General features: G+C 74.5%; 20 protein-coding genes. 9 read left to right on the forward strand and 11 right to left on the reverse strand.

All coding sequences use genetic code 11. The features are described 5' to 3' along the window. Positions 1-84: 84 nt before the first annotated feature. Together DQ240_RS15870 and DQ240_RS15875 are read left to right on the forward strand one after the other, a co-directional pair. Positions 85-1,473, forward strand: coding sequence for a hypothetical protein (locus tag DQ240_RS15870; protein WP_113840595.1), 1,389 nt, complete (start codon positions 85-87; stop codon positions 1,471-1,473). A 40-nt stretch (positions 1,474-1,513) separates the two neighbouring features. Then, entirely contained in the window at positions 1,514-2,899 is a 1,386-nt protein-coding gene (locus DQ240_RS15875) for a hypothetical protein (RefSeq protein ID WP_113840596.1), read from the forward strand. Between the two features lie 78 nt (positions 2,900-2,977). Here the strand turns inward: DQ240_RS15875 and DQ240_RS15880 are convergent, their stop codons facing one another. From DQ240_RS15880 to DQ240_RS15895, 4 genes are all read right to left on the reverse strand, one after another. Beyond that, positions 2,978-3,943 (reverse strand): tetratricopeptide repeat protein, encoded by a 966-nt coding sequence (locus tag DQ240_RS15880; RefSeq protein ID WP_113840597.1) that lies wholly within the window; start codon positions 3,941-3,943, stop codon positions 2,978-2,980. 61 nt (positions 3,944-4,004) lie between these two features. Further along, positions 4,005-5,477: an NAD(P)/FAD-dependent oxidoreductase gene (locus DQ240_RS15885; protein WP_113840598.1), complete on the reverse strand. Its 1,473-nt coding sequence runs from the start codon at positions 5,475-5,477 to the stop codon at positions 4,005-4,007. A 4-nt stretch (positions 5,478-5,481) separates the two neighbouring features. Then, positions 5,482-6,531 carry a methylmalonyl Co-A mutase-associated GTPase MeaB gene (gene meaB, locus DQ240_RS15890; protein ID WP_113840599.1) on the reverse strand — a complete coding sequence of 350 codons (1,050 nt, stop codon included), beginning with the start codon at positions 6,529-6,531 and terminating at the stop codon, positions 5,482-5,484. Beyond that, on the reverse strand, positions 6,528-7,733 hold the full coding sequence (locus tag DQ240_RS15895; protein WP_113840600.1) for an acetyl-CoA C-acetyltransferase: 1,206 nt from the start codon (positions 7,731-7,733) through the stop codon (positions 6,528-6,530). Before DQ240_RS15895 ends, meaB begins: the two co-directional genes overlap by 4 nt. 223 nt (positions 7,734-7,956) lie before the next feature. On the opposite strand from DQ240_RS15895, the gene mce reads away from it, so the two are divergent. Continuing rightward, positions 7,957-8,412: a methylmalonyl-CoA epimerase gene (gene mce, locus DQ240_RS15900; protein ID WP_113840601.1), complete on the forward strand. Its 456-nt coding sequence runs from the start codon at positions 7,957-7,959 to the stop codon at positions 8,410-8,412. A gap of 16 nt (positions 8,413-8,428) precedes the next feature. Here mce and DQ240_RS15905 read toward each other — a convergent pair whose 3' ends face one another. Next, on the reverse strand, positions 8,429-9,238 hold the full coding sequence (locus DQ240_RS15905; protein ID WP_113840602.1) for a phytanoyl-CoA dioxygenase family protein: 810 nt from the start codon (positions 9,236-9,238) through the stop codon (positions 8,429-8,431). Between the two features lie 138 nt (positions 9,239-9,376). Here DQ240_RS15905 and ccrA point away from each other — a divergent pair, with 138 nt between their 5' ends. The 5 genes from ccrA to DQ240_RS15930 all read left to right on the forward strand — a co-directional run bounded on the left by ccrA (position 9,377) and on the right by DQ240_RS15930 (position 14,770). Next, positions 9,377-10,708, forward strand: a complete 1,332-nt coding sequence (ccrA, locus tag DQ240_RS15910) for a crotonyl-CoA carboxylase/reductase (protein WP_113840603.1) — start codon at positions 9,377-9,379, stop codon at positions 10,706-10,708. Between the two features lie 133 nt (positions 10,709-10,841). Beyond that, the gene (locus DQ240_RS15915) at positions 10,842-12,152 is read left to right on the forward strand and encodes a hypothetical protein (protein WP_233498759.1); all 1,311 of its coding nucleotides are present in this window, start codon (positions 10,842-10,844) and stop codon (positions 12,150-12,152) included. Between the two features lie 68 nt (positions 12,153-12,220). After that, entirely contained in the window at positions 12,221-13,129 is a 909-nt protein-coding gene (locus DQ240_RS15920; RefSeq protein WP_147262006.1) for a hypothetical protein, read from the forward strand. 104 nt (positions 13,130-13,233) lie between these two features. Beyond that, positions 13,234-14,103: a DUF4397 domain-containing protein gene (locus tag DQ240_RS15925; RefSeq protein WP_233498760.1), complete on the forward strand. Its 870-nt coding sequence runs from the start codon at positions 13,234-13,236 to the stop codon at positions 14,101-14,103. A gap of 7 nt (positions 14,104-14,110) precedes the next feature. Then, positions 14,111-14,770 (forward strand): class F sortase, encoded by a 660-nt coding sequence (locus DQ240_RS15930; protein WP_233498761.1) that lies wholly within the window; start codon positions 14,111-14,113, stop codon positions 14,768-14,770. On the opposite strand, the gene DQ240_RS15935 is transcribed toward DQ240_RS15930, so the two are convergent. The 3 genes from DQ240_RS15935 to nucS form a co-directional block, all read right to left on the reverse strand. Then, positions 14,767-15,003, reverse strand: a complete 237-nt coding sequence (locus tag DQ240_RS15935; RefSeq protein ID WP_233498762.1) for a hypothetical protein — start codon at positions 15,001-15,003, stop codon at positions 14,767-14,769. The two genes, DQ240_RS15930 and DQ240_RS15935, sit on opposite strands and share 4 nt — an antisense overlap. Positions 15,004-15,076: 73 nt before the next feature. After that, positions 15,077-16,858 carry a 3-hydroxyacyl-CoA dehydrogenase family protein gene (locus DQ240_RS15940; RefSeq protein WP_113840606.1) on the reverse strand — a complete coding sequence of 594 codons (1,782 nt, stop codon included), beginning with the start codon at positions 16,856-16,858 and terminating at the stop codon, positions 15,077-15,079. 162 nt (positions 16,859-17,020) lie between these two features. After that, positions 17,021-17,692, reverse strand: coding sequence for an endonuclease NucS (nucS, locus tag DQ240_RS15945; RefSeq protein ID WP_113840607.1), 672 nt, complete (start codon positions 17,690-17,692; stop codon positions 17,021-17,023). A 78-nt stretch (positions 17,693-17,770) separates the two neighbouring features. Between nucS and DQ240_RS15950 the strand changes: the two genes are divergently transcribed. After that, on the forward strand, positions 17,771-18,643 hold the full coding sequence (locus tag DQ240_RS15950; RefSeq protein ID WP_113840608.1) for a hypothetical protein: 873 nt from the start codon (positions 17,771-17,773) through the stop codon (positions 18,641-18,643). 50 nt (positions 18,644-18,693) lie between these two features. Here the strand turns inward: DQ240_RS15950 and DQ240_RS15955 are convergent, their stop codons facing one another. From DQ240_RS15955 to DQ240_RS15965, 3 genes are all read right to left on the reverse strand, one after another. Then, positions 18,694-20,052, reverse strand: a complete 1,359-nt coding sequence (locus DQ240_RS15955; RefSeq protein WP_113840609.1) for a dicarboxylate/amino acid:cation symporter — start codon at positions 20,050-20,052, stop codon at positions 18,694-18,696. A gap of 242 nt (positions 20,053-20,294) precedes the next feature. Then, on the reverse strand, positions 20,295-20,825 hold the full coding sequence (locus DQ240_RS15960; protein WP_113840679.1) for an NUDIX hydrolase family protein: 531 nt from the start codon (positions 20,823-20,825) through the stop codon (positions 20,295-20,297). Positions 20,826-20,896: 71 nt separating this feature from the next. Then, on the reverse strand, positions 20,897-22,192 hold the full coding sequence (locus tag DQ240_RS15965) for a sensor domain-containing diguanylate cyclase (protein WP_158548744.1): 1,296 nt from the start codon (positions 22,190-22,192) through the stop codon (positions 20,897-20,899). Positions 22,193-22,282: the final 90 nt, after the last annotated feature.

Raw genomic sequence — 22,282 nt, forward strand, 5'->3', positions numbered from 1 at the left:
CGGCCCGGCGACGTCGGGGCATCATGAGCCGGCTCCGGACGGCCGCACGGGCGGCGCCACCAGCAGACGAGGAACCCCCGCACCATGAGGCACCTCTCGCGCCGCGCGGTCACCGCGGCAGTCCTGGGCGGCGCGCTGCTCACCGGCTGCACCACCACCGTCCAGGGGGCCTCGACGCCCCCGGTCAGCAACGTCTCGGCGGACCAGTTCCCGGTCACCGGCGCGAACGACAGCGACGTCGACCGGCTCGCCCGCAACGCCCTGGCCGACCTGACCACCTTCTGGTCCGACGCCTTCCCAGAGTTCTACGAGGACGACTTCACCCAGCTCGCGGGCGGGTTCTGGTCGGTCGACACCGAGGACATCGACGAGGACCTCTACCCGAGCGACACCGGCGTCGGCTGCGACGAGATCCCGATCGACCCGGCCGAGGTGGAGGGCAACGCGTTCTACCAGCAGGACTGCGACGTGATCGTCTACGACTCGGCGCTGCTGCGGGAGCTCAGCGAGCAGTTCGGCCCGTACATCGGCCCGGCGGTGATGGCGCACGAGTTCGGGCACGCCATGCAGGGCCGCTTCGGCTTCAGCGAGGTCACCATCCGCGACGAGACGCAGGCCGACTGCTTCGCCGGCGCCTTCACCCGGTGGGTGGCCGACGGCAACGCCGCACACACGACCGTGCGGCTGCAGGACCTCGACGACGTCGTCCTCGGGTTCCTCGAGCTGCGCGACCCGGTGGGCCAGACCGACACCGACGTGGAGGGTGCGCACGGTTCCGGGTTCGACCGGGTGTCGGGCTTCTACGAGGGCTACACCGACGGCGTCGGTTCCTGCCGTGACAACTACGGGCCAGACCGTGTCTTCACGGTCGACGAGTTCTCCCAGCAGGACCTCGACACCGAGGGCAACGCCGACTACGACGTCATCTTCGACATCATCGACCAGTCCCTGCCGGTGTTCTTCGAGGGCGACTGGCTCGACGGGTTCGACCAGCCCGCCGTGGAGCTGTTCGACGGGACCGCCCCGGGCTGCGGCGACATGGGCGCCGAGGACCGCGACGTGGGCTTCTGCGCCGACGACAACACCGTCTACGTCGACGAGGCGGAGCTGCTGGAGCCGGCGTACGGCGAGATCGGCGACTTCGCCGTCGCGACGGCGATCTCCCTGCCGTACGCCGAGGCGGCGCGGGCGCACCTGGGGCTGTCCACCGACGACGACGAGTCCACGGTGTCCAGCGTCTGCCTGACCGGCAGCTACACGGCCGCCTTCTTCAACGGGGACTTCAACCCCGATGGGGAGGGCGTCCAGCTCAGCCCGGGCGACGTCGACGAGGCGATCCTGTTCCTGCTCACCTACGGGCAGACCGACAGCGTGCTGCCCAACACCACCGCCACCGGCTTCGAGCTCGTCGGGGCCTTCCGGGCCGGCTTCATCCAGGGGGCGGCGGCGCCCGAGTGCGGTATCGCCGGCTGACCGGGGTTGCCCCGCCCCGGTGAGGGGCACCCCCGCACCCGTGGGACGCCATCGCCGCTGGGCACCGGTCGCCGCGCTGCTGCCGCCGCTGCTGCTGACCGGGTGCGTGGTGTCCGTCGGCGGCCTGCCCAGCGTGGCCGAACCATCGCGGGCCGACGTTGAGGCCGGGCAGGTGGAGGTCGTGGGCACCGACGGCGGGCCGGTCGACCAGCTCGCCGCCAACGCCCTCGCCGACCTGCAGTCCTTCTGGGACGAGCAGCTCCCCGACGTCTTCGGCGTCGCCTTCGAGCCGCTGTCCGGCGGCTTCTTCAGCGTCGACCCCGACGACGTCGACCCCGGCGTCTACCCGCAGGGCGTCGGCTGCGGCACCGATCCCCGCGAGCTGGAGTCCAACGCCTTCTACTGCCAGGCCGACGGCGCGGCGAACTCGGACTCGATCAGCTGGGACCGTGCCTTCCTGGCCGAGCTCGCCGGCGACTCCGGCCGGTTCCTCCCCGCGCTGGTCATGGCGCACGAGTTCGGCCACGCGGTGCAGGCGCGGGTGGGCCATCCGAGGACGTCGATCCTCACCGAGACCCAGGCCGACTGCCTGGCCGGCGCCTGGACGGCGTGGGTGGCCGCCGGCGAGGGCGAGTACACGCGCATCCGCGAGACCGAGCTCGACCAGGTGCTCGGCGGGTACCTGCAGCTACGCGACCCGGTGGGTACCGGGGAGTTCGAGCAGCAGGCGCACGGGTCCTTCTTCGACCGGGTCTCGGCGTTCCAGGAGGGCTTCGACGCCGGCGCGGAGGCGTGCCGGGACGAGTTCGGCCCCGACCGCCCCTTCACCCAGGCCGAGTTCACCCGCGACGAGGACCTCGCCACCGGCGGGGACGCGCCCTACGCCGAGGTCGAGACGCTGGTGGCCGACTCGCTGCCGCAGTTCTGGACGCGGGCGTTCGACGAGGTGCTCGGGGGCGAGTTCGAGCCGCCGTCGCTGGAGCCCTTCGACGGCGATCCGCCCTCCTGCGCCGACGACCCGGACCTCGACCTGGTCGCCTGCCCGGACGACGGCCTGGTCGGCTACGACGACACCGACCTGGCCCGCCCGCTCTACGACGAGATCGGCGACTTCGCCGTGCTGACCGCCGTCTCGGTGCCCTACGCGCTGGCGGCTCGCGACCAGCTGGGGCTCTCCGCCGACGACGACGAGGCCCGGCGCTCGGCGATCTGCCTGACCGGCTGGTTCGCCGCCGCCGTCGCCGACGGTCTGCTCGCCGACGTCATCCGCATCTCGCCGGGCGACGTCGACGAGAGCGTGCAGTTCCTGCTGACCCGCGCCCGGGACGAGAGCGTCCTCCCCGGCCTGGAGATCTCCGGCTTCGAGCTGGTCGACCTGTTCCGCGCCGGCTTCCTCGAGGGCGCCTCCGCCTGCACCGTCCAGTAGGACGGGTGTGGCGCGCGCCCAGCGGCAGGCCCCCTCGCAGGGGCCCGCCGCGAGCGTGCGAGCGGTGGGGGGGTCCTTCTAGTAGAGGGCGATCATCAGCTGACGGCGGGCGGTCGCCACGCGGGGGTCGTCGTCGCCGACGACGGCGAACAGCTCCACGAGGTGCTGGCGGGCGGCGTCGCGGTCGTCCCCGGCGGTGCGCCGGACGGTGTCGACCAGGCGGGCGAAGGCGCCCTCGACGTCGCCGGTGCCGAGGAGGAAGTCCGCGGCCCGGGTCTGCGCGGCGACGTCGTCGGGGGCGGCGTCGGCCAGCGCGAGCGCGTCCGGTCCGGCGGCCTCGGCGCGCTGGAAGAGCTGGACCTGTCGCAGCGCGAGACCGGCGACCGGGTGGTCGGGCTCGACGTCGAGGATCGCCTGGTAGGCGGCCTCGGCACCGGCCAGGTCGCCCTGCTCGAGGGCCGCCTCGGCCGCGTCCAGGCGCGGGTCCTCGGGCTCCTGCTCGGCCGGGCCCTCGCCGGGCACGGCGCCGCCGGTGGTCGCCCGCACCAGCTCCGTGACGAACTGGCGGGCCTGGTCCTCGGGGATCGCGCCGGTGAACTCGGCGACGAGCTGCCCCTGCCACACGGCCTTGACCGCGGGGATGCCCTGCACGCGCAGCCCCTGGGCCAGCGCCGGGTTGGCGTCGACGTCCACCTTGGCCAGCACCCACGCGCCGCCGCCCTCGGCGGCCAGCCGCTCCAGCACCGGGGACAGCTGCTTGCACGGGCCGCACCACTCGGCCCACAGGTCGAGCACGACCGGGACCTGGAAGGACCGGTCGAGGACCTCGCTCTGGAACGTCGCCTCGGTGACGTCGACGACCGCGGCTCCCGGGGCACCGGCCGGCGCGGCGGCGCTGGGCGGCGGCGCGGACTGGGCGCGGGCGGCGGCCTCCGACCGGGCCTTGACGGCGGCGAGGTCGACGGCGCCGGACATCGCGGCGGCCAGCTGTGCCTGCTGGGCCTGCGCGCGCGGGTCGGGGCGTCCGGGGCGAGTGGGCTGCATGACCTCGATGATCCCACTCCCGCTCCGGCCGGGTCCGCGGGTGCCCCGCGGCGGACGCGCGCTACGCGGCCGGGGCGGGGCGCAGCGCGGGTGCCTGCCGCAGCCCGAAGACCTCGCGCAGCGCCAGCTTGGCCGCGATGTCGCCGCACATCCCGTGCACCGCGGGCCCCGGCGGGGTCGCCGCCGAGGCGAGGTAGGTGCCCTCGATCGGGGTCTTGTAGGTGTTCCACCGCGGCACCGGCCGGGCGAGCATCTGCCGCAGCGACGCCTCGCCGTTGGAGATGTCCCCGCCCACGTGGTTGGGGTTCCACTGCTCCATCTGGCCGGCGTGCTTGGTCGCGCGGGCCACGATGGTGTCGCGGAACCCGGGGGCGAAGCGCTCGATCTGCGCCTCGATGGCCTCGGTCATGTCGACGTCGGAGCCGTGCGGCACGTGCACGTAGGCCCAGAACACGTGCTCGCCGCCGGGCGCGCGGGTGCGGTCGACGACCGTCGGCTGGACGGCGAGGACGTAGGGCTTCTCCGCGGGCCGGCCGTGGGCGGGACCGTCCTCGCCGGCGATGGTCTCGGCGAGGTTTCCGGCGACGTGGATGGTCCCGGCCCGGCGTACCTCGGGGTTGGTCCACGGCACCGGCTCGGAGAGGATCCAGTCGATCTTGAAGACGCCCGGCCCGTGCTTGTAGCGCGACACCCAGCGCCGGTAGCCGTCGTGGACGCGGTCCCCCGCCATCCGCACGAAGGCCCGCGGGGTGGTGTCCAGCAGCACCGCGGGGACGCCCTCGAACTCGCGCAGGTCGGTCACCTCGTGCCCGGTGACGAGCTCGCCGCCCTGCTGCTCGAAGGCCCGGACCATCGCGTCGGCCAGCTCCTGCGAGCCACCCTGGATCAGCGGCCAGCCGCCGTGGTGGGCGAGCATCCCGAGCAGCATGCCCAGCGCGGAGGTCAGCGGGCGGGACAGGTCGAGCATCCCGTGCGCGGCCGCCCCGGCCAGGAGCGCCTGCCCCTCCTCGGTGTCGAAGTTCCGCCGGGCCAGCCACCGCACGTTGGGCAGGCCGGTCAGCCCGAACCGCGCCACCTGCACCGGGCTGTGCAGCGGCAGCCGGCGCAGCATGCTGGTGAGGAAGAAGTCGACGACGTCCTCCTTGTGCTCCACCAGCGGCTCGAACAGCCGGCGGTAGGCGTCGCCGTCGGCGCCCAGCCCCGCCGCCGTCTCGTCCAGCGACCGGCGGGAGACCGCCGCCCGTCCGCCGTCGAGCGGATGGGCGTAGCAGATCTCCGGGTGCACGAGCGTGACGCCGCGGCTGGGCAGGTCGAACTCGCGGAAGAACGGCGAGACCGCCGCCATCGGGTGCACCGTCGAGCAGACGTCGTGGCGGACGCCGGAGGTGATGAGCTCCTCGGTGCGCATGCCGCCGCCCGGGCGCTCGGCCGCCTCGACCAGCCGGACCCGCAGGCCCGCGGCCGACAGCCGCAGGGCGGCCGCCAGCCCGTTGGGTCCCGATCCGACGACGACGGCGTCCGGCTTGTCACTCATCCGGTCATCCTCGCCGAGTCGGGTGGAGCTGCGCGAGCAACTCGTCGGCCGCGCGGAAGGGATCGGTCCGGCCCGCCACGACGCCGGCCGCGAGCGTGTCCAGCGCCGCGGAGCCGCGGACGTCACCCATCCGCTCGCGCAGCCCGGCCACGGCGATCGCCTCGATCTCGCGGGCCGCCCGCTCGGTGCGCCGGCGTCGGCCCTCACCGGAGGACTCCAGCCACTCGGCGTGCCGGTCGAGCTGCTCGACCACCTCGTCGATGCCGTTGTCGTCGTCCCGGCTGGCGACGGTGCGGCAGATCGGCGGCTTCCACCATCCCGGCTGGTCGTGCCGCCCGCCGAGGGACTGCATCGCCCGCAGGTCGCGGGCGGTCTGCGCGGCGCCGTCCCGGTCGGCCTTGTTGACGACGAACAGGTCGGCGATCTCGAGGATCCCGGCCTTGGCCGCCTGGATGCCGTCCCCCATGCCGGGCGCGACCAGCACCAGCGTGGTGTCGGCCAGCGAGGCGATCTCCAGCTCCGACTGCCCGACGCCGACCGTCTCGATCAGCACGACGTCGCACCCGGCGGCGTCGAGCACCCGCAGCGCCTGCGGGGTCGCCCACGACAGCCCGCCCAGGTGCCCGCGGGAGGCCATCGAGCGGATGTAGACGCCGCGGTCGCCCGCGTGGTCCTGCATCCGCACCCGGTCGCCCAGCAGCGCACCGCCGGAGAACGGCGACGACGGGTCGACCGCGAGCACCCCGACCCGCAGGTCGCGCGCCCGCAGCGCCTTGACCAGCGCGGTCGTCGTCGTCGACTTGCCGACACCCGGGGACCCGGTCAGCCCGACCACCCGGGCGGAGCCGGTGTGCGGCGCGAGCGCCGCGGCGACCTCGCGCAGCGCCGGGCTCGCGTCCTCCACGAGGGAGATCAGCCGGGCCACCGACCGGGGGTCACCCGCACGGGCACCCTCGACCAGCGCGGGGACGTCGACAGCGCGCCGGCCCCGCCTCCCCGACGGGGTGGCGGGGCCGGGCGTCTGTACTGCGGTCCCCTCGAGAGACTCCGTCACGCCTTCGCGGGCGCGTGCAGGATGAGAGCGTCGCCCTGGCCACCGCCGCCGCACAGCGCGGCGGCGCCGACCGTGCCACCGCGGCGGCGCAGCTCCAGCGCGACGTCGAGCACGACGCGGGCGCCGCTCATGCCGACCGGGTGGCCCAGGGCGATCGCGCCACCGTTGGGGTTCACCTTCTCGGGGTCGATGCCGAGTTCGCGGGTGGAGACGATCGCGACGGCGGCGAAGGCCTCGTTGAGCTCGACGACATCGAGGTCCTTGGGGTCGATGCCCTCGCGCGCGCAGGCCTTCTGGATCGCCCGCGACGGCTGCGACTGCAGCGTGGCGTCCGGCCCGGCGACGACGCCGTGTGCACCGATCTCGGCGATGGGCTCGATGCCCAGCTCGGCCGCCTTCGCCGCGCTCATGACCACGACCGCGCAGGCGCCGTCGGAGATCTGCGACGCGGTGCCGGCGGTGATCGTGCCGTCCTTGGCGAAGGCGGGCTTCAGCTTGGCCAGGCTCGCCGCGGTGGTGTCGGGACGGATGCCCTCGTCCTCGGTGAACTCGATCGGGTCGCCCTTGCGCTGCGGGATGAGCACCGGGGTGATCGACTCGGCGAAGACGCCGTCCTTGTGCGACCGAGCGGCCTTCTGGTGGCTGGCCGCGGCGAACTCGTCCTGCTCCTCGCGGGTCAGGTCGTACCGGGAGTTGGCCTTCTCGGTCAGCTCGCCCATGGCCACCTGGTCGAAGGTGTCCGACAGACCGTCGTGGGCCATCGAGTCGATCAGCTTGGTGTCACCGAACTTCGTGCCCGTCCGGCCGTTGGCCAGCAGGTGCGGGGCCTGGGTCATCGACTCCATGCCACCGGCGACGACGACGTCGTACTCGCCGGCGCGGATGAGCTGGTCGGCCATCGCGATGGCGCTCAGGCCCGAGAGGCAGACCTTGTTGATCGTCAGCGAGGGCACCGACATCGGGATGCCGCCCTTGACCGCGGCGGGGCGGGCCGGGTTCTGGCCGGCACCGGCCTGGATGACCTGGCCCATGATCACGTACTCCACCTGGTCGCCGGAGATGCCGGCCCGCTCCAGCGCGGCCTTGATGGCGACGCCACCGAGGTCGGCGGCGGAGAAGTCCTTGAGGCCGCCGAGCAGCCGGCCCATGGGGGTGCGCGCGCCGCTGACGATGACCGAACGGGGCTGGGTGGACGAGCTCATGCGGGGCCTCCAGGTGCGCCGGGCGCCGACGCTGGCGACCGGGTCAGTGCGGGCCGGCGGAGCGGCGGGTGCCGCCGAGAACCGGGTGGGCTGCGACGAAGGATAGGACGCCCGGTGCAACGAGGGGACCGGGCGGACGGCCACTGTCGCCTGCGCCACACCCGTACGGGCGGCCGCGCTCCCCCGACCTGACGTCTGGGACGTCCTACGGCAGGATGCCGCCGTGACCGAGACCCAGACCGGCCTGCCCGCGGAGCTGTTCACCACGATCGACCACGTGGGCATCGCCGTCCCCGACCTGGACGAGGCCCTCGCCTTCTACGCGAAGAACTTCAACGTGCACTCGGTGCACGAGGAGGTCAACGAGGAGCAGGGCGTCCGGGAGGCCATGCTCGCCGTCGGCGACGGCGACACCCGCATCCAGCTGCTCGCGCCGCTGACCCCCGAGTCGACGATCGCCAAGTTCATCGGGCGCTCCGGCCCCGGGCTCCAGCAGCTGGCGTTCCGCGTGGACGACGTCGAGGCGGTGAGCCAGACCCTGCGCGAGCGCGGGCTGCGCCTGCTCTACGACGCCCCCAAGCGCGGCACGTCGGACAGCCGGGTCAACTTCGTCCACCCCAAGGACGCCGGCGGCGTGCTCGTCGAGCTCGTCCAGCCGGCCGCGAGCCCGGCGCACTGAGCGCGCGCCCGAGGGGTCAGCGAGGCCAGACCACCGGGAACAGCGGGTGGTCCAGCTCCGCGCCGGCGGGCAGCTCGTCGGCCAGCCCCTCGAAGGGCGGCGACGTCCGCCACGGTCGCGGTGCGTGCCGCGCGTCGGCGGAGAGATAGCGCAGCGACAGCACCCGGCGGCGACCGGGGAACGGGAAACCGGGAGCGCCGTGCACCGTCAGGAAGTCGAAGAAGACCGCGTCGCCGGGCTCCAGCTCGAAGGCGCGGACGTCGAAGGCCGCACGGTCGGCGTCCACGTCGGGCAGCTCGGCCAGCGACCCCTCGGGGAACCAGCGCGCCTCGCCGGTCAGGAAGGTCCGTGGCATCAGCCAGGGCCCGGCGTGGGTGCCTGCCACGAGCTCGAGGCTGCCGGCGGCCGGGACGGGGTCGACGGGGATCCACGCGCTGACGCCGCGGCCGTCCACGTTGTAGTAGGGCTGGTCCTGGTGCCAGGGCGTGCGCTGGGCCGTTCCGCCCTCCTTGACCAGCACGTGGTCGTGGTAGAGCCGCACCTCGGGGCTGCGCAGCAGCGCGGCGGCGATCCCGGGGACCCGCGAGTGTCGCGCCAGCTCCGCGATCTCCGGGACGTCGCCCCAGCGGCAGAAGTCCTCGACGAACCGGCCGGGGTCGTCGTCCCCGCTGGCCACCAGCGCCAGTCCGCTCGGCCGGCGCAGGCCCGCCTCGATCGCCGCCTCCGCCCGGGCCACCTCCGCGGGGTCGAACACGCCGCGGACGCAGACCACCCCGTCGCGGGCGAACTGCGCCACCTGGTCCGGGCTCACCACGGCCGTGTCCACGACCGCAGCCTAGGGAACGGGTCCTCCCGGGAAGTGGCGTACGTCGCCCGTTCCCGCCTCGCCCCGCTCACTACTCGTCAGTAACATCTGCCCCCACCGCACCCGCTCCTCCGAGCCGACGAAGACCCGGGAGACACCGTGGACCAGATCAGGGACGCCATCCTCGCCGACCAGCTGAGCGACATCGGGGGGCTGCCGGTACCGGAGTCCTACCGCGCCGTCGTCGTCCGCAAGGACGAGCAGAACATGTTCGAGGGCATGGCCACGCGGGACAAGGACCCGCGCAAGTCGCTGCACGTGCAGGAGGTCGCGACCCCCGAGCTCGGCCCGGGCGAGGCGATCGTCGCGGTCATGGCCTCCTCGGTGAACTACAACACCGTGTGGACCTCGATCTTCGAGCCCGTCTCCACCTTCGGGTTCCTCGAGCGCTACGGCCGGGTCTCCGAGCTGACCAAGCGGCACGACCTGCCCTACCACGTGGTGGGCTCCGACCTCGCCGGCGTCGTCCTGAAGGTCGGCCCCGGGGTGAACAAGTGGAAGGCCGGCGACGAGGTCGTCGCCCACTGCCTCTCGGTCGAGCTCGAGGACCCGGCGGGCCACGACGACACGATGATGGACCCGCAGCAGCGGATCTGGGGCTTCGAGACCAACTTCGGCGGCCTGGCCGAGCTGGCGCTGGTGAAGAGCAACCAGCTGATGCCCAAGCCGGCGCACCTGTCCTGGGAGGAGGCCGCCAGCCCGGGGCTGGTCAACTCCACCGCCTACCGGCAGCTGGTCAGCAAGAACGGCGCCAACATGAAGCAGGGCGACACCGTCCTCATCTGGGGCGCCTCCGGCGGGCTGGGCTCCTACGCCACGCAGATGGCCCTCAACGGCGGCGCCATCCCCGTCTGCGTGGTCAGCAGCCCGGAGAAGGCCGAGATCGTCCGCAAGATGGGCGCCGAGCTGGTCATCGACCGCTCCGCCGAGCAGTACAGGTTCTGGAAGGACGAGCAGACCCAGGACCCCAAGGAGTGGCAGCGGTTCGGCAAGAAGATCCGCGAGCTCACCGGTGGTGAGGACGTCGACATCGTCTTCGAGCACCCCGGCCGGGAGACCTTCGGCGCCAGTGTCTACGTGGCCAAGAAGGGCGGCACGATCATCACCTGCGCCTCCACCACCGGTTACCTGCACGAGTACGACAACCGGTACCTGTGGATGAACCTGAAGAAGATCCTCAGCTCCCACTTCGCGAACTACAAGGAGGCGTGGGAGGCCAACCGGCTCATCGACAAGGGCCTCATCCACCCGACGCTGTCGAAGGTTTACCCGATGGAGGAGGTCGGCCAGGCCGCCCTCGACGTCCACCGCAACGCCCACCAGGGCAAGGTCGGCGTCCTCACCCTCGCCCCCGAGGAGGGTCTCGGCGTCAAGGACACCGAGAAGCGCGAGAAGCACATCGAGGCGATCAACCGCTTCCGCGGCGTCTGACACCTGCGCGGGGAGGTGCCCCTCCGCGGGGCACCTCCCCTGCCAGGTCCGCGTTCTATCGTCGAGGCACGGCTCCCGGGCCGGGCCCGGACCGACACGCCGACGAGCCCCGAGACTCTGCGAGGATGACCGCATGACCGATCCCCGCCGCGACCTGATGCGCGAGGCCCAGCACTCGTTCGACGTGGTCCTGCGGGGCTTCGACCGACACCAGGTCGCGGAGACGATCGAACGGCTCGAGGCCGACATCCGCGTCGCCCTCGCCGACCGCGACGCCGCGATGGCCCGATCGACCGACCTCGCCGGCCAGTTGCAGGCCATGCACGCGGAGATCGACCAGCTGCGCCGCAAGGCCGCCAGCGCCGGTCCGACGACGTTCGAGAACATGAGCGAGCGGATCTCGCACATGCTCCGGCTGGCCGAGGAGGAGGCCGCGGAGATCCGGCAGGCCGCCCAGCAGGAGGCCCAGGCCCTGCGCGAGCAGACCGCGGCCGAGGAGCGGGCGATGCTCGAGCGGCACGCGGCCGGGCAGGCCGAGGTCGAGCGGCTGCTCGCCGAGGCACGGCAGAACGCCGAGCAGATCGCCAGCAAGGCGCAGATCCGCGCCGACGAGCTCGTCGCCAAGGCGCAGGAGAAGGTCGCCCGGCTCGACGCCGAGTCGCAGGCCCGCCGCGCCAAGGTCGAGGAGGACTTCGAGCTCACCCAGCGCGCGCGGCGCACTGAGGCGGCGCGGCTCGAGGAGGAGCGCGACCGCGCCTCGACCGAGGCCGCTCGCCAGCGCGTGGCTGCGGCGGAGAAGCACGCCGCGCAGCTGGTCAGCGAGGCGGAGGCCGCCGCGCAGGCCATCCGGAACGTCCGTGACGAGCTGACCGGTCGGCTGCTCGAGGCCCGCCGGCTGCTCGGCTCGCTCCCCGACCTCGGTGACCGTCCGCCCGGGCAGCCCGCCCAGAACCAGCCCGCCCAGAACCAGCAGGCCCAGAACCAGCCGCCGACGGGTTCGACGCAGCCACAGCGCGAGCCGGCTCCCGGCGCCGGGGAGGCCGTCGCCGCGCGCCAGCCCGTCCGTCCGCCGGCGCCGCCGACCCAGCCCGCCGTCCAGCGCGGCGGGGCGCACCGCACGCAGACCGGCGCGCAGCCGGCGGTGACCCCGCAGGGCCCGACCACCCAGGTCGCCATGCAGACCGTCGGCGGTGACCAGGTGAGCGCTCCCCCGGCCCAGCAGACCCAGGTCATCCGTCCGGTCAGCGGCCCGCAGCCGGCCGTCCGCCCGCAGGGCGCCCCCGGCTCGCGCCCGGCGGACCCGCCGACGCTGGTGCAGCCGGCGGTCTCGGTCGCCGACGTCGCCGCCGACGCGCAGAAGACGGCCGACGGCGCGCAGAAGCGGACCGAGGGCCGTCCCCAGGACGCCGAGGACGAGGCCACCGCACCCGCCGCTCGCCGCTGACCCACCGCCGACCGCCCCCCGGTCGGCTCGCCCCATCGCGACCCGACCGGCCGCGCTACGGAGGAACCGTGCACGACCCCTCCGCTGCGGCGGCACCGGTGAGGCGGAGGCGACCGCGCCGCGGCGGTCCCCGGCACGCCGCTCCCGAGCCCGGCTCCGGCCGGCACCCGGGCCGGTGGCTGGCGGCGGGCGCCGCCGTCCTCGCGGTCGCCGTCGCCGTCGTGCTCGTGGTGGGACCGGGCCGGGAGGACGACGGCGGCCCGACCTCACCCGCTCCGGCCGCGTCCTCCGCCGCTCGCCTCGCCCCCGACGCGCTCGTCGACTGGGTCCGGACCCAGCTGCCGGCCGGCGGCACGGTCACGGCCGAGCCGGAGCTCCGGACGGCGCTGACCGAGGCAGGCGTGGACCCCGCCGTCCTGCCCGAGTCCGGCGCCGACGGGGACGCGGGTGCCCCGGCGCTCGTCCTCACCGGCGCGCCGCCCGGGACCGGCCGGGTGCTGGCCCGTTTCGACCGTCCCGGCGAAGCCGGACCGCTGCTGCTCGTCGACCCCGCCCCGGTCGAGCCGACCGACGAGGAGCGCGAGCGGCGGGAGGCCCTGGCCGCCGCGGTCCTGGCCAACCCGACGACCGCCGTGGAGGGCGACTCCCGGGCGGTGCTGGAGAGCGCCGACGTCGACGCCCGCCTGCTGTCGCTCGTCGCGGCGCTGACCGCGCGCGAGGGCGTCGGCCTGTGGTCGTTCCCGTTGCTGCCGGGCGAGGAGCCGGGGGCGGCCCCCGCCCGCCGGGTCGTCGTGGACTCCCTGGGCGGCCGGCCGATACCGGCCGACGGGGCGACCACCCAGCGCCTGGTGGCCTGGCTCGACGCGCAGCTGGCGCCCTTCGCCCCGGACGTCGTCGAGGTGACCGGCGAGGGCGTCCTCGTCGCCTTCGCCTACCTGCCCGGGCCCGACGCCGTCGTGGGCGAGGTGTCCCCCTGACCGCCGGGGTGCGGGACGACTCCCGGGCGGGTAGACGTAGGGACGGGCAGCGGGCGCACCGCTGCGGCCGCGGGGGCCCGGACCACCACCAGGGGGAACACACCGTGCGGATCACCCGTGCCGTCGTCGTCGCGCTGCTCGCGGCGCTGTGCACCGCGCTGCCGCTGAGCGGCGCCTCGGCCGCCGACGAGGGACTGCTGCGCCTCGCGCACCTCTCGCCCGACACCCCGCCGGTCGACGTCTACGTGGACTCGGTCGCCTCGCCGGACAGCGGCCAGACCTTCCCGGGCGTCGGCTACGGCACCGTCTCGGACTACCAGCAGGTGCCGCCCGGCTCCTACGCCATCAGCATGCGCCAGGCGGGCGCCGATCCGGACAGCCCGCCGGTGCTCTCCACCACCGTCGAGGTCGGAGCCGGCCAGGCGCGGACCGTGGCCGGCGTCGGCGCGTTCGCCGACCTGGGCCTGGAGGTCCTCGACGACGACCTGACCCCGCCGTCGACCGGCTCGGCCCGCGTGCGCGTCGTCGCGGCGGCCGCCTCGGCCGAGCAGCTGGGTGTGGCGCTGGCCGACGGCACCTCGGTGGCCGACGGGCTGGCGTTCTCCGACACCAGCGACTACGTCCAGGTGCCCGCCGGCGCCACGACCCTGCAGGTGACCCCGGCCGGTGGGCAGCCGGTGTCCCTGCCGGTCGACGTCGCCGGCGGCTCGGTCTACAGCGTGCTCGTGCTGGACTCCCCCGGCGGCGGCCTGACCGTCCGGCCGGCGCTCGACGCCGCGGGCGCCGCCGCCGTCCCGGCCGGGGGCGTGGAGGCCGGTGCCGGGGGCGCCGCCGGGAGCACCGGCCTGCCGGTCGCGGCCACCGCGGGTCTCGTGACCCTGGCCGCCGTCCTCACGGTCGCCCTGGGCTGGGTCGCGCGCTCCGCCCGCACCGGCCGGCGCGTCGCCACCGGCCGGCACTCCACCGGCTCCTGACGGCGCGGTGGCGGACTCCGCCCGGCACCGCCGGCCGCCGTCGCACCGGGGACGGCGGCTGCGCGGGCTCGTCGTCGCGCGCCTGGTCCTGGCCGTGGTCGCCGTCGTGGCGGGCGCCGTGGCCCTCCTCGCTCCCGGCGCCGCCCCCACGACCGACCGCACGCCGGCCGCCGCCGCGCCCGTCACCGGCCCGCCCGTCGTCCTCCAGGCGGCCACGCCGCGGGCGGTCGCCGAGCCGGTGCGCGTCCGCGTGCCCGGCATCGGGGTGGACAGCGCGCTGGAGCAGCTCGGCGTCGACGGCGCCGGAGCCCTGGAGACCCCCGCCGACTACGACGTGGCCGGGTGGTACCGGGGCGGGCCGGCACCTGGGGACGTCGGGCCCGCGGTGCTCGCCGGGCACGTCGACTCCACCGACGGCCCGGCGGTGTTCTGGCGCCTCCGCGACCTGGCGCCCGGCGACGAGGTGCTCGTCGACCGGGCGGACGGGACGGCGGCCCGGTTCACGGTGACCCGCGTCGAGCGCCACCCCAAGGACGCCTTCCCCACCGACGCGGTCTACGGGCCCACCCCGGACGCGCAGCTGCGACTGGTCACCTGCGGCGGCGAGTTCGACCGCGCCGCCCGCAGCTACCGCGACAACGTCGTCGTCTTCGCGGAGTTGGCCTAGCGGCGGCGGTCGCGGGCCCGCCAGCACGCGGTGTGCCAGTGCCGGCGGACGTCCGCGGCGGACTCGGTGTCCCACGGGTCGAGGTCGGAGTCCCGCGGATAGGCAGGCCAGGTCACGAGGTGCGGCGTGGCCGGGCGGATCTCCTGGTCGCACCCCGGGCAGCGGTAGCCCTTGGTGCTCGCCGCCCCGGTGAGGGAGCGGACGACCCAGTCGCCGTCGCTCGCCTCCTCCACCCGTTCGGCACGCCGGGCCGGGTCCGTCCGCGAGGAACGGGACCCGGCCCGTGCGCGCCGTCGGGGCACGGCGTCAGCGGCTGGCGTAGTCGCGGAAGCCGCGCCCGGTCTTGCGGCCGAGGTAGCCCGCGGTGACCAGGTGCTCGAGCAGCGGGGCCGGGGCGAACCCGGGCTCGCGGAACTCGGTGTAGAGCTCCCGCTCGATGGCCAGCGAGACGTCGAGACCGACGACGTCCAGCAGCTCGAACGGGCCCATCGGGTAGCCGCAGCCGACCTTCATGGCGGCGTCGATGTCGTCGGCGGTCGCGTAGTGCGCCTCGAGCATCTTCACCGCGTCGTTGAGGTAGGGGAACAGCAGCGCGTTGACGATGAAGCCCGCGCGGTCGGTGCAGGACACGGCGTGCTTCTTCAGCTTCGCCGAGACCGCGTGCACGGTGGCCGCCACGTCGGGCGCCGTGGAGATCGTGGAGACGACCTCGACCAGCTTCATGACCTGGGCCGGGTTGAAGAAGTGCATGCCGACGACGTCGGCCGGGCGGCCGCTGGCCTTGGCGCACTCGATGACCGGGAGGCTGGATGTCGTCGTCGCGAGCACGGCACCGGGCTTGGCGATCTCGCCGAGGTTGGCGAACAGCGCCTCCTTGACCGGCAGCGACTCGACGACCGCCTCGATGACCAGGTCGCGGTCGGCCATGTCGTCGAGGACGGTGGTCCCCCGCACCCGGCCGAGGGCCTCGTCACGACCGGCCTCGTCGAGGCGGCCGCGCTGCACCTGCTTGTCCAGCGACTTGGTCAGCGCCTTCACGACGGCGTCGACCTTCTCCGCCGAGCGGGCGTGGAACAGCACGTCGTAGCCGCCCTTGGCGACGACCTCGATGATGCCGGTGGCCATCGTCCCCGAGCCGATGACGCCGACCAGCTGCACCGGACGGGCACCCTCGGCGGCTCCACCCGGCGTGGGGGTGAGCGCGTCGGCGACGACCTCGGCGGAGTCCCGCTGGGCGTAGGTGTAGAAGCCGCGGCCGGACTTCCGGCCCAGCAGCCCGGCGGTCATCATCTGCTTGATGATCGGGCTGGGGGCGTGCAGCCGGTTGCGCGACTGCTTGTACATCGTGTCGAGGATCTCGTAGGCGGTGTCGATGCCGATGAGGTCCATCAGCGCGAGCGGGCCCATCGGCAGGCCGCAGCCCAGCCGCATGGCGGCGTCGATGTCCTCGCGCGAGGCGTAGCGGTTCTCGAACATCGAGACCGCGTGGTTGAGGTAGCCGAACAGCAGCGCGTTGGCGATGAAGCCGGCGCGGTCGCCGATGGTGACGTCGACCTTGTCCAGGCGGGCGGCCAGCGCCTCGACGTCCTCCACCACCGAGGGCTCCGTGACGACGGTCCGCACGACCTCCACGAGCTTCATGACCGGGGCCGGGTTGAAGAAGTGCATCCCGATGACGCGGCTGGGCCGGCCGGTGGCCACCGACAGCTCGGTGACCGAGAGGCTGGAGGTGTTGGTCGCCAGGATCGTGTCGGGCGGGCAGATGGCGTCGAGCTTGCCGAAGATCTCGGTCTTGAGCTCCATCCGCTCGGGAACGGCCTCGATGACCAGCTCGGCCTGCGCGAGGTCCTCCAGCGAGGTGCTGAACCGGATGCGGCCCAGGATCTCGTCGCGCTCGGCGGTCTCGAGCTTCCCGCGGCTCACCGCGCGCTCGGTGGACTGCTCGATGTGCCCGCGGCCGCGCTCGACCGCGTCGGCGTCGACGTCCACCGCCGTCACCGACAGGCCCGCCCGGGCGAGCACCTCGCTGATGCCGGCGCCCATGGTCCCCAGGCCGACGACGCCGACCTCGGTCAGTTCTCTGGCCACGCTGCCAACTCCTCCCGATCGTTGATCGACGGGAGTCTCCCACCCTCCCCGGCCGCCCGCGCGCCGGGGTTACCGGTGAGTAACCTCTTCCGGCCGCTCGCCGGCGCCGCTGCAGGGCCCGCCGCGAGCGCACGAGCGGTGGGGGGCAGCGGGGTCCTCCTCCTAGAACAGCCGCTGGGACGGGTCGTCGGTCCCCTTGAGGACGGCGTAGTCGACGGTCACGCAGTCGATGCCGCGGTCCTGGGCGAGCACCTTCGCCTGCGGCTTGATCTCCTGCGCGGCGAACACCCCGCGGACCGGCGCGAGCAGCGGGTCGCGGTTGAGCAGCTCCAGGTACCGGGTCAGCTGCTCGACGCCGTCGATCTCCCCACGGCGCTTGATCTCGACCGCGACCGTCGTCCCGCTCGCGTCGCGGCACAGCAGGTCGACCGGGCCGATCGCCGTCGGGAACTCGCGGCGGACCAGCGTCCACCCGTCGCCGAAGGTCTCGACGTGCAGGGCGAGCAGCCGCTGCAGCTCGGCCTCGACGCCGTCCTTCTGCAGCCCGGGGTCGACACCCAGCTCGTGGGAGGAGTCGTGCTCGACCGACTCGATGGTGATGACCAGCTGCTCCCCGGCCTTGTTCGTGACCGTCCAGGTGCCGGCGCCGTCGGCGAGCTCCTCGCGCAGCGAGCACGGCGGGCTCATCCAGTTCAGCGGCTTGTAGGCGCGGTCGTCGGCGTGCACCGACACCGATCCGTCGGCCTTGACCAGCAGCAGCCGGGACGCCATGGGCAGGTGGGCGGTGAGCCGCCCGATGTAGTCGACCGAGCAGCGGGCGATGACCAGACGCACGGGGAGCGACGGTACGGGACGCGCGGGGCGGCCGGGACGCCGCGGGAACCCCGACGCCCCCGGGGACGTCCTGCCGGTGTGACCCGGATCCCGCTGCGCGCCGCGCTCGCCGTGCTCGCCCTGCTGGCGCTCGCCGCCTGCGCCGATCCGCCGGCCGACGACGACGCCGGGTCCCCGCAGCCGTCGTCCCCGGCCGTCGCGCTGCCGCCGTCGGGCGGGCTCACGCTCCTGGTCGAGTACACCGGTGGGTTCGTCAGCCCCGACACGACGGCGGCCCGGCTGCCGTTGGTGAGCCTCTACGCCGACGGCCGCGTCTACTCCGAGGGGCCGGTCGCCCTGATCTACCCGGGCCCGGCGCTGCCCAACGTCCTGACGACGCCCGTGCCGGAGGAGACGGTGCAGCAGCTGGTCGAGCAGGCGATGGCCGCCGGGGTCGCCGAGACCGGTGACCTGGGCGCGCCGCCGGTCGCGGACGCGCCGTCGACCCGGTTCACGCTGGTCACCGCCGAGGGCACCTACGTGCGCGAGGTGTACGCCCTGGCCGAGTCCGTCGGTGTGGACGACGGGCTGACCGCCGAGCAGCGGGAGGGCCGTGCCGCGCTGCAGGAGCTGCTCGACGCGCTCGTGGCGACCACCGACGCGGCGGCCGAGCCCTACGTCCCGGAGACCCTGGCCGTGGTGACCCGCCCCTGGACCGACGGCGACGTCGACCCCGACCTCCCCCAGCCCGACGTCACCTGGCCGGGCCCGCCGCTGCCCGGCGACCCCCTCGAGCCCGCGCTGGGGCTCTCCTGCCTCACCGTGGCCGGCGGCGACGTGGCCCCCGTGCTGGAGGCCGCGGCCGCGGCGAACGCGCGCACCCCGTGGCTGGCGGCGGACGGGTCGCGGTGGGCCCTGACCTTCCGCCCGCTGCTGCCGCACGAGACCGGCTGCGCCGACCTGGGTGCGTGACGCAGAAGGGGCCCGCCGGGTGACCCCGGCGGACCCCTTCGGCTGCTGCGTCAGGCGTGCTGCGGCTGGCGCAGGTCGGTGTCGACGCCGGCGGTCTCCTCGGCCCGGGCGAGCGGGTCGATGGTCGACGTCGAGGCGTACCGCTCGACGTCGAGGATGCCCTCGCGCTTGGCGACGATCGTCGGCACCAGCGCCTGGCCGGCGACGTTCACCGCCGTGCGCCCCATGTCGAGGATCGGGTCGACGGCCAGCAGCAGGCCGACGCCGGCCAGCGGCAGACCCAGCGTCGAGAGCGTCAGGGTCAGCATGACCACCGCGCCGGTGACACCGGCGGTCGCGGCCGAGCCCACCACCGACACCAGCGCGATCAGCAGGTAGTCGGTGATCCCGAGGTCGACGCCGAAGAACTGCGCCACGAAGATCGCCGCCAGCGCCGGGTAGATCGCGGCGCAGCCGTCCATCTTCGTCGTCGCGCCCAGCGGCACGGCGAAGGAGGCGTAGGAGCGCGGCACGCCGAGGTTCTGCTCGGTCACCCGCTCGGTGACCGGCAGGGTGCCGATCGAGGAGCGCGAGACGAAGGCCAGCTGGATCGCGGGCCAGGCACCGGCGAAGTACCGCAGCGGCGACAGGCCGTGCAGGCGCAGCAGCACCGGGTAGACCACGAAGAGCACCAGCGCCAGCCCGGCGTACACGGCTCCGGCGAAGACGCCGAGCGAGCCGAGGGACTCCCAGCCGTAGGTGGCCACGGCGTTGCCGATCAGGCCGACCGTGCCGAGCGGGGCCAGCAGGATGACCCACCAGAGCACCTTCTGCACGATCGCCAGTGCCGACCGGGTCAGCGCGAGGAACGGCTCCGCGGGCTCGCCCACCTTGAGGACGGCGACACCGATCGCCACCGACAGCACGATCAGCTGGAGCACGTTGAACGACAGGCCGATCGATCCGTCGGCGCCCGCCGACCCCTGCAGGCCCAGGATGTTCGAGGGGACCAGGCCGGTGAGGAAGTCCCACCACGACCCGGTGGTCTCCGGGACGTCCTGCGCCGCGGCGTCCACGGAGCTGTTGCGGCCGGGCTCGGTGAGCAGCCCCAGGCCGATGCCGATCGCGACGGCGATCAGCGCGGTGATGGCGAACCACAGCAGCGTCTGGCCGGCTAGGCGGGCGGCGTTGGAGACCTGCTTGAGGTTGGCGATGCTGACGACGACCGCCGTGACGACGAGCGGCGGGACCAGGACCTTCAGCAGCGTCACGAAGGTGCTGCCGACGGTCTGCAGGGTGCTGGTCAGCCAGTTGGGGGTCCCGTCGGCGACGGGACCGATCTCCCGGGCGACGAACCCGAGTGCGATGCCCAGCACGAGGCCGAGCAGGACCTGTGCCGCGAACGGGACGCGGCGGAGACGAGCGAGCACGAGAGGAGCCTCTTCGGGGAGGAGGGAGGGGACGGACCGGGCGCGGGCGCGCGTCAGCGGTCGGTCGTCACGCGCCCGTAGTCGACGGCGCGGCGGCGGGTGAGCCCCCAGGTGTCGTGCACGGCAGGGTCAATGCGGGCACCGGCGCGGTCATGCCCGGATGTGCCCGGTCTCACGGCCCGGCCCCTCTGCAGGGGCCCGCCGCGAGCCTGCGAGCGGTGAGGGGGCAGAGGGGTCCTCCATCAGACCCCGAGGTGGGCGAGCGCCTGGAGCAGCAGCGTCCCCTGCCCGCCCGCCAGCTCGGCGAGGACGCCCGGGTCGCGCGCCTCCTCCGGCGTGAACCAGGTCAGCTCCAGCGCGTCCTGCTGCGGTGCGCAGTCGCCCTCGACCGGGACGACGTAGGCCAGCGACACCGCGTGCTGCCGCGGGTCGTGGAAGGGGGTCACGCCCGGCGTCGGGAAGTACTCCGCGATCGTGAAGGGCTGCGGCGCCGGCGGCACCCGCGGCAGCGCCAGCGGACCGAGGTCCTTCTCCAGGTGCCGCAGCAGCGCCGAGCGCACCCGCTCGTGGTAGAGCACCCGGCCGGAGACCAGCGCCCGCTTCACCTGGCCGTCCTCGCCGATCCGCAGCAGCAGGCCGACCGCGGTGACGGCCCCGTGGTCGTCGACCCGCACCGGCACCGCGTCGACGTAGACGATGGGCAACCGCTCGCGGGCCGCGCCCATCTCCTCCGGTGCGAGCCAGCCGGTGTCGGACTCCGTCACATCGGTCACCGGCACTGTCTATCCGATGCCGTCGACGCCGCGCTCACCCACCGGGTCGGCGCGGCGGCGTCCGCCGACGGTCAGGACGCCGGCCATCCCGACGGCGAGGGCAGCGCAGGGAGCCCGTCCGCGTCCGTGCGCGGCACCGGCAGCTCGTCGTCGGCATGGTCGTCGTCGGCCCGGCCGGCGTGCAGCAGGCCGCGCCCGCGGGCCTTGGCGCCGTACATGGCGAGGTCGGCCTCGGCCAGCACGTCGGTGATCGCCGTTCCGGCCGGTGCCACGGCCAGCCCGATGCTGACCGACACCCGCACCGTCCGCCGGCCCACCTCGACCTCGTCGGCCAGCTCCCCCACGAGGCGCTGCCCGACCGCCGCCGCGTCGTCGGCGGAGAGGCCCGGGAGGACCGCGGCGAACTCGTCGCCCCCGAGCCGGCCGACGACCGCCCCGGGGAAGGCGATCAGGCCCGCCTCGAGCCGCTGCGCCAGCCGTGCCAGCAACTGGTCCCCGACGGCGTGGCCCGCCCGGTCGTTGACCTCCTTGAAGCGGTCGACGTCGACGAAGAGGACGGCGCCGCCCCGGGCGGCGAGCGCCTCCTGCCCCGCGGCCAGGAGGTGCCCGCGGTTGGCCAGGCCGGTCAGCGGGTCCTGCCGGGCGGTCCGGGTGAGCGCCCGCCGCCAGGCGTCGGAGTCGGTCGCGATGGTGGTCAGCCGCGCCACGGTGTCGTCCAGCGCCAGCCGCTGGTGCGCGTCTGCGCCCGGAGCCAGCTCGCGGACGGCGCTGCGCACCAGGGCCAGGACCCCGTCCAGCGGCGAGCCGGTGGCCACGGCCTCCAGCACGCGGTTCTGCACGGCCAGCAGGCGGGCGTCCCACGAGTGCGCGATGAGCTGCCGGCGCAGCGACAGGACGCTGCGCACCAGGCGGGCCTGCATCTGCAGGACCTCCACCTGGGCGTCCGGGAACTCGCGGACCCGGACGTCGCGGACGCCGAGTGCCCCGAGGACGACTCCGTCCTCGTCGACCAGCGGCACGCCCAGGTAGGAGCGGACCGCACCGGCGGCCACGGCCGGGTTCGCCGCGAGGACGGGGTGCGCGCGGGCGTCCTCCACCCGCAGCGGCTCCCCCGAGGCGACCACGTGCGCGGCGAACGAGACCTCGTCGGGCTCCTCGGACGACGGCGCCCCGAGACCGGTCTCCGCCGGGTGCACCTGCACGCCCGGGCCGACCAGCTCGATCGCCGCGACCGGCGCCCCGAGGGCGTGGGCCGCGTGGGCGACGACGGCGTCCAGATCGGCGTCCCCCACGTGCCCGGTCAGCCGGTGGCCGGCGAGGGCGGCGAGCCGTGCCGGATCGGCGACGGCGCGGGAGACGGACTGCACCTCCGAACGGTAACCGCTCAGCGTCACCATGCACACACGGTCCGACACTGATCCTCGGAAACCGTCCGACTCGTCAGGCGGACCACCGGG

Origin of the sequence: Blastococcus sp. TF02A-26 (genome assembly GCF_003319125.1) — a bacterium.
Taxonomy (GTDB): domain Bacteria; phylum Actinomycetota; class Actinomycetes; order Mycobacteriales; family Geodermatophilaceae; genus Trujillonella.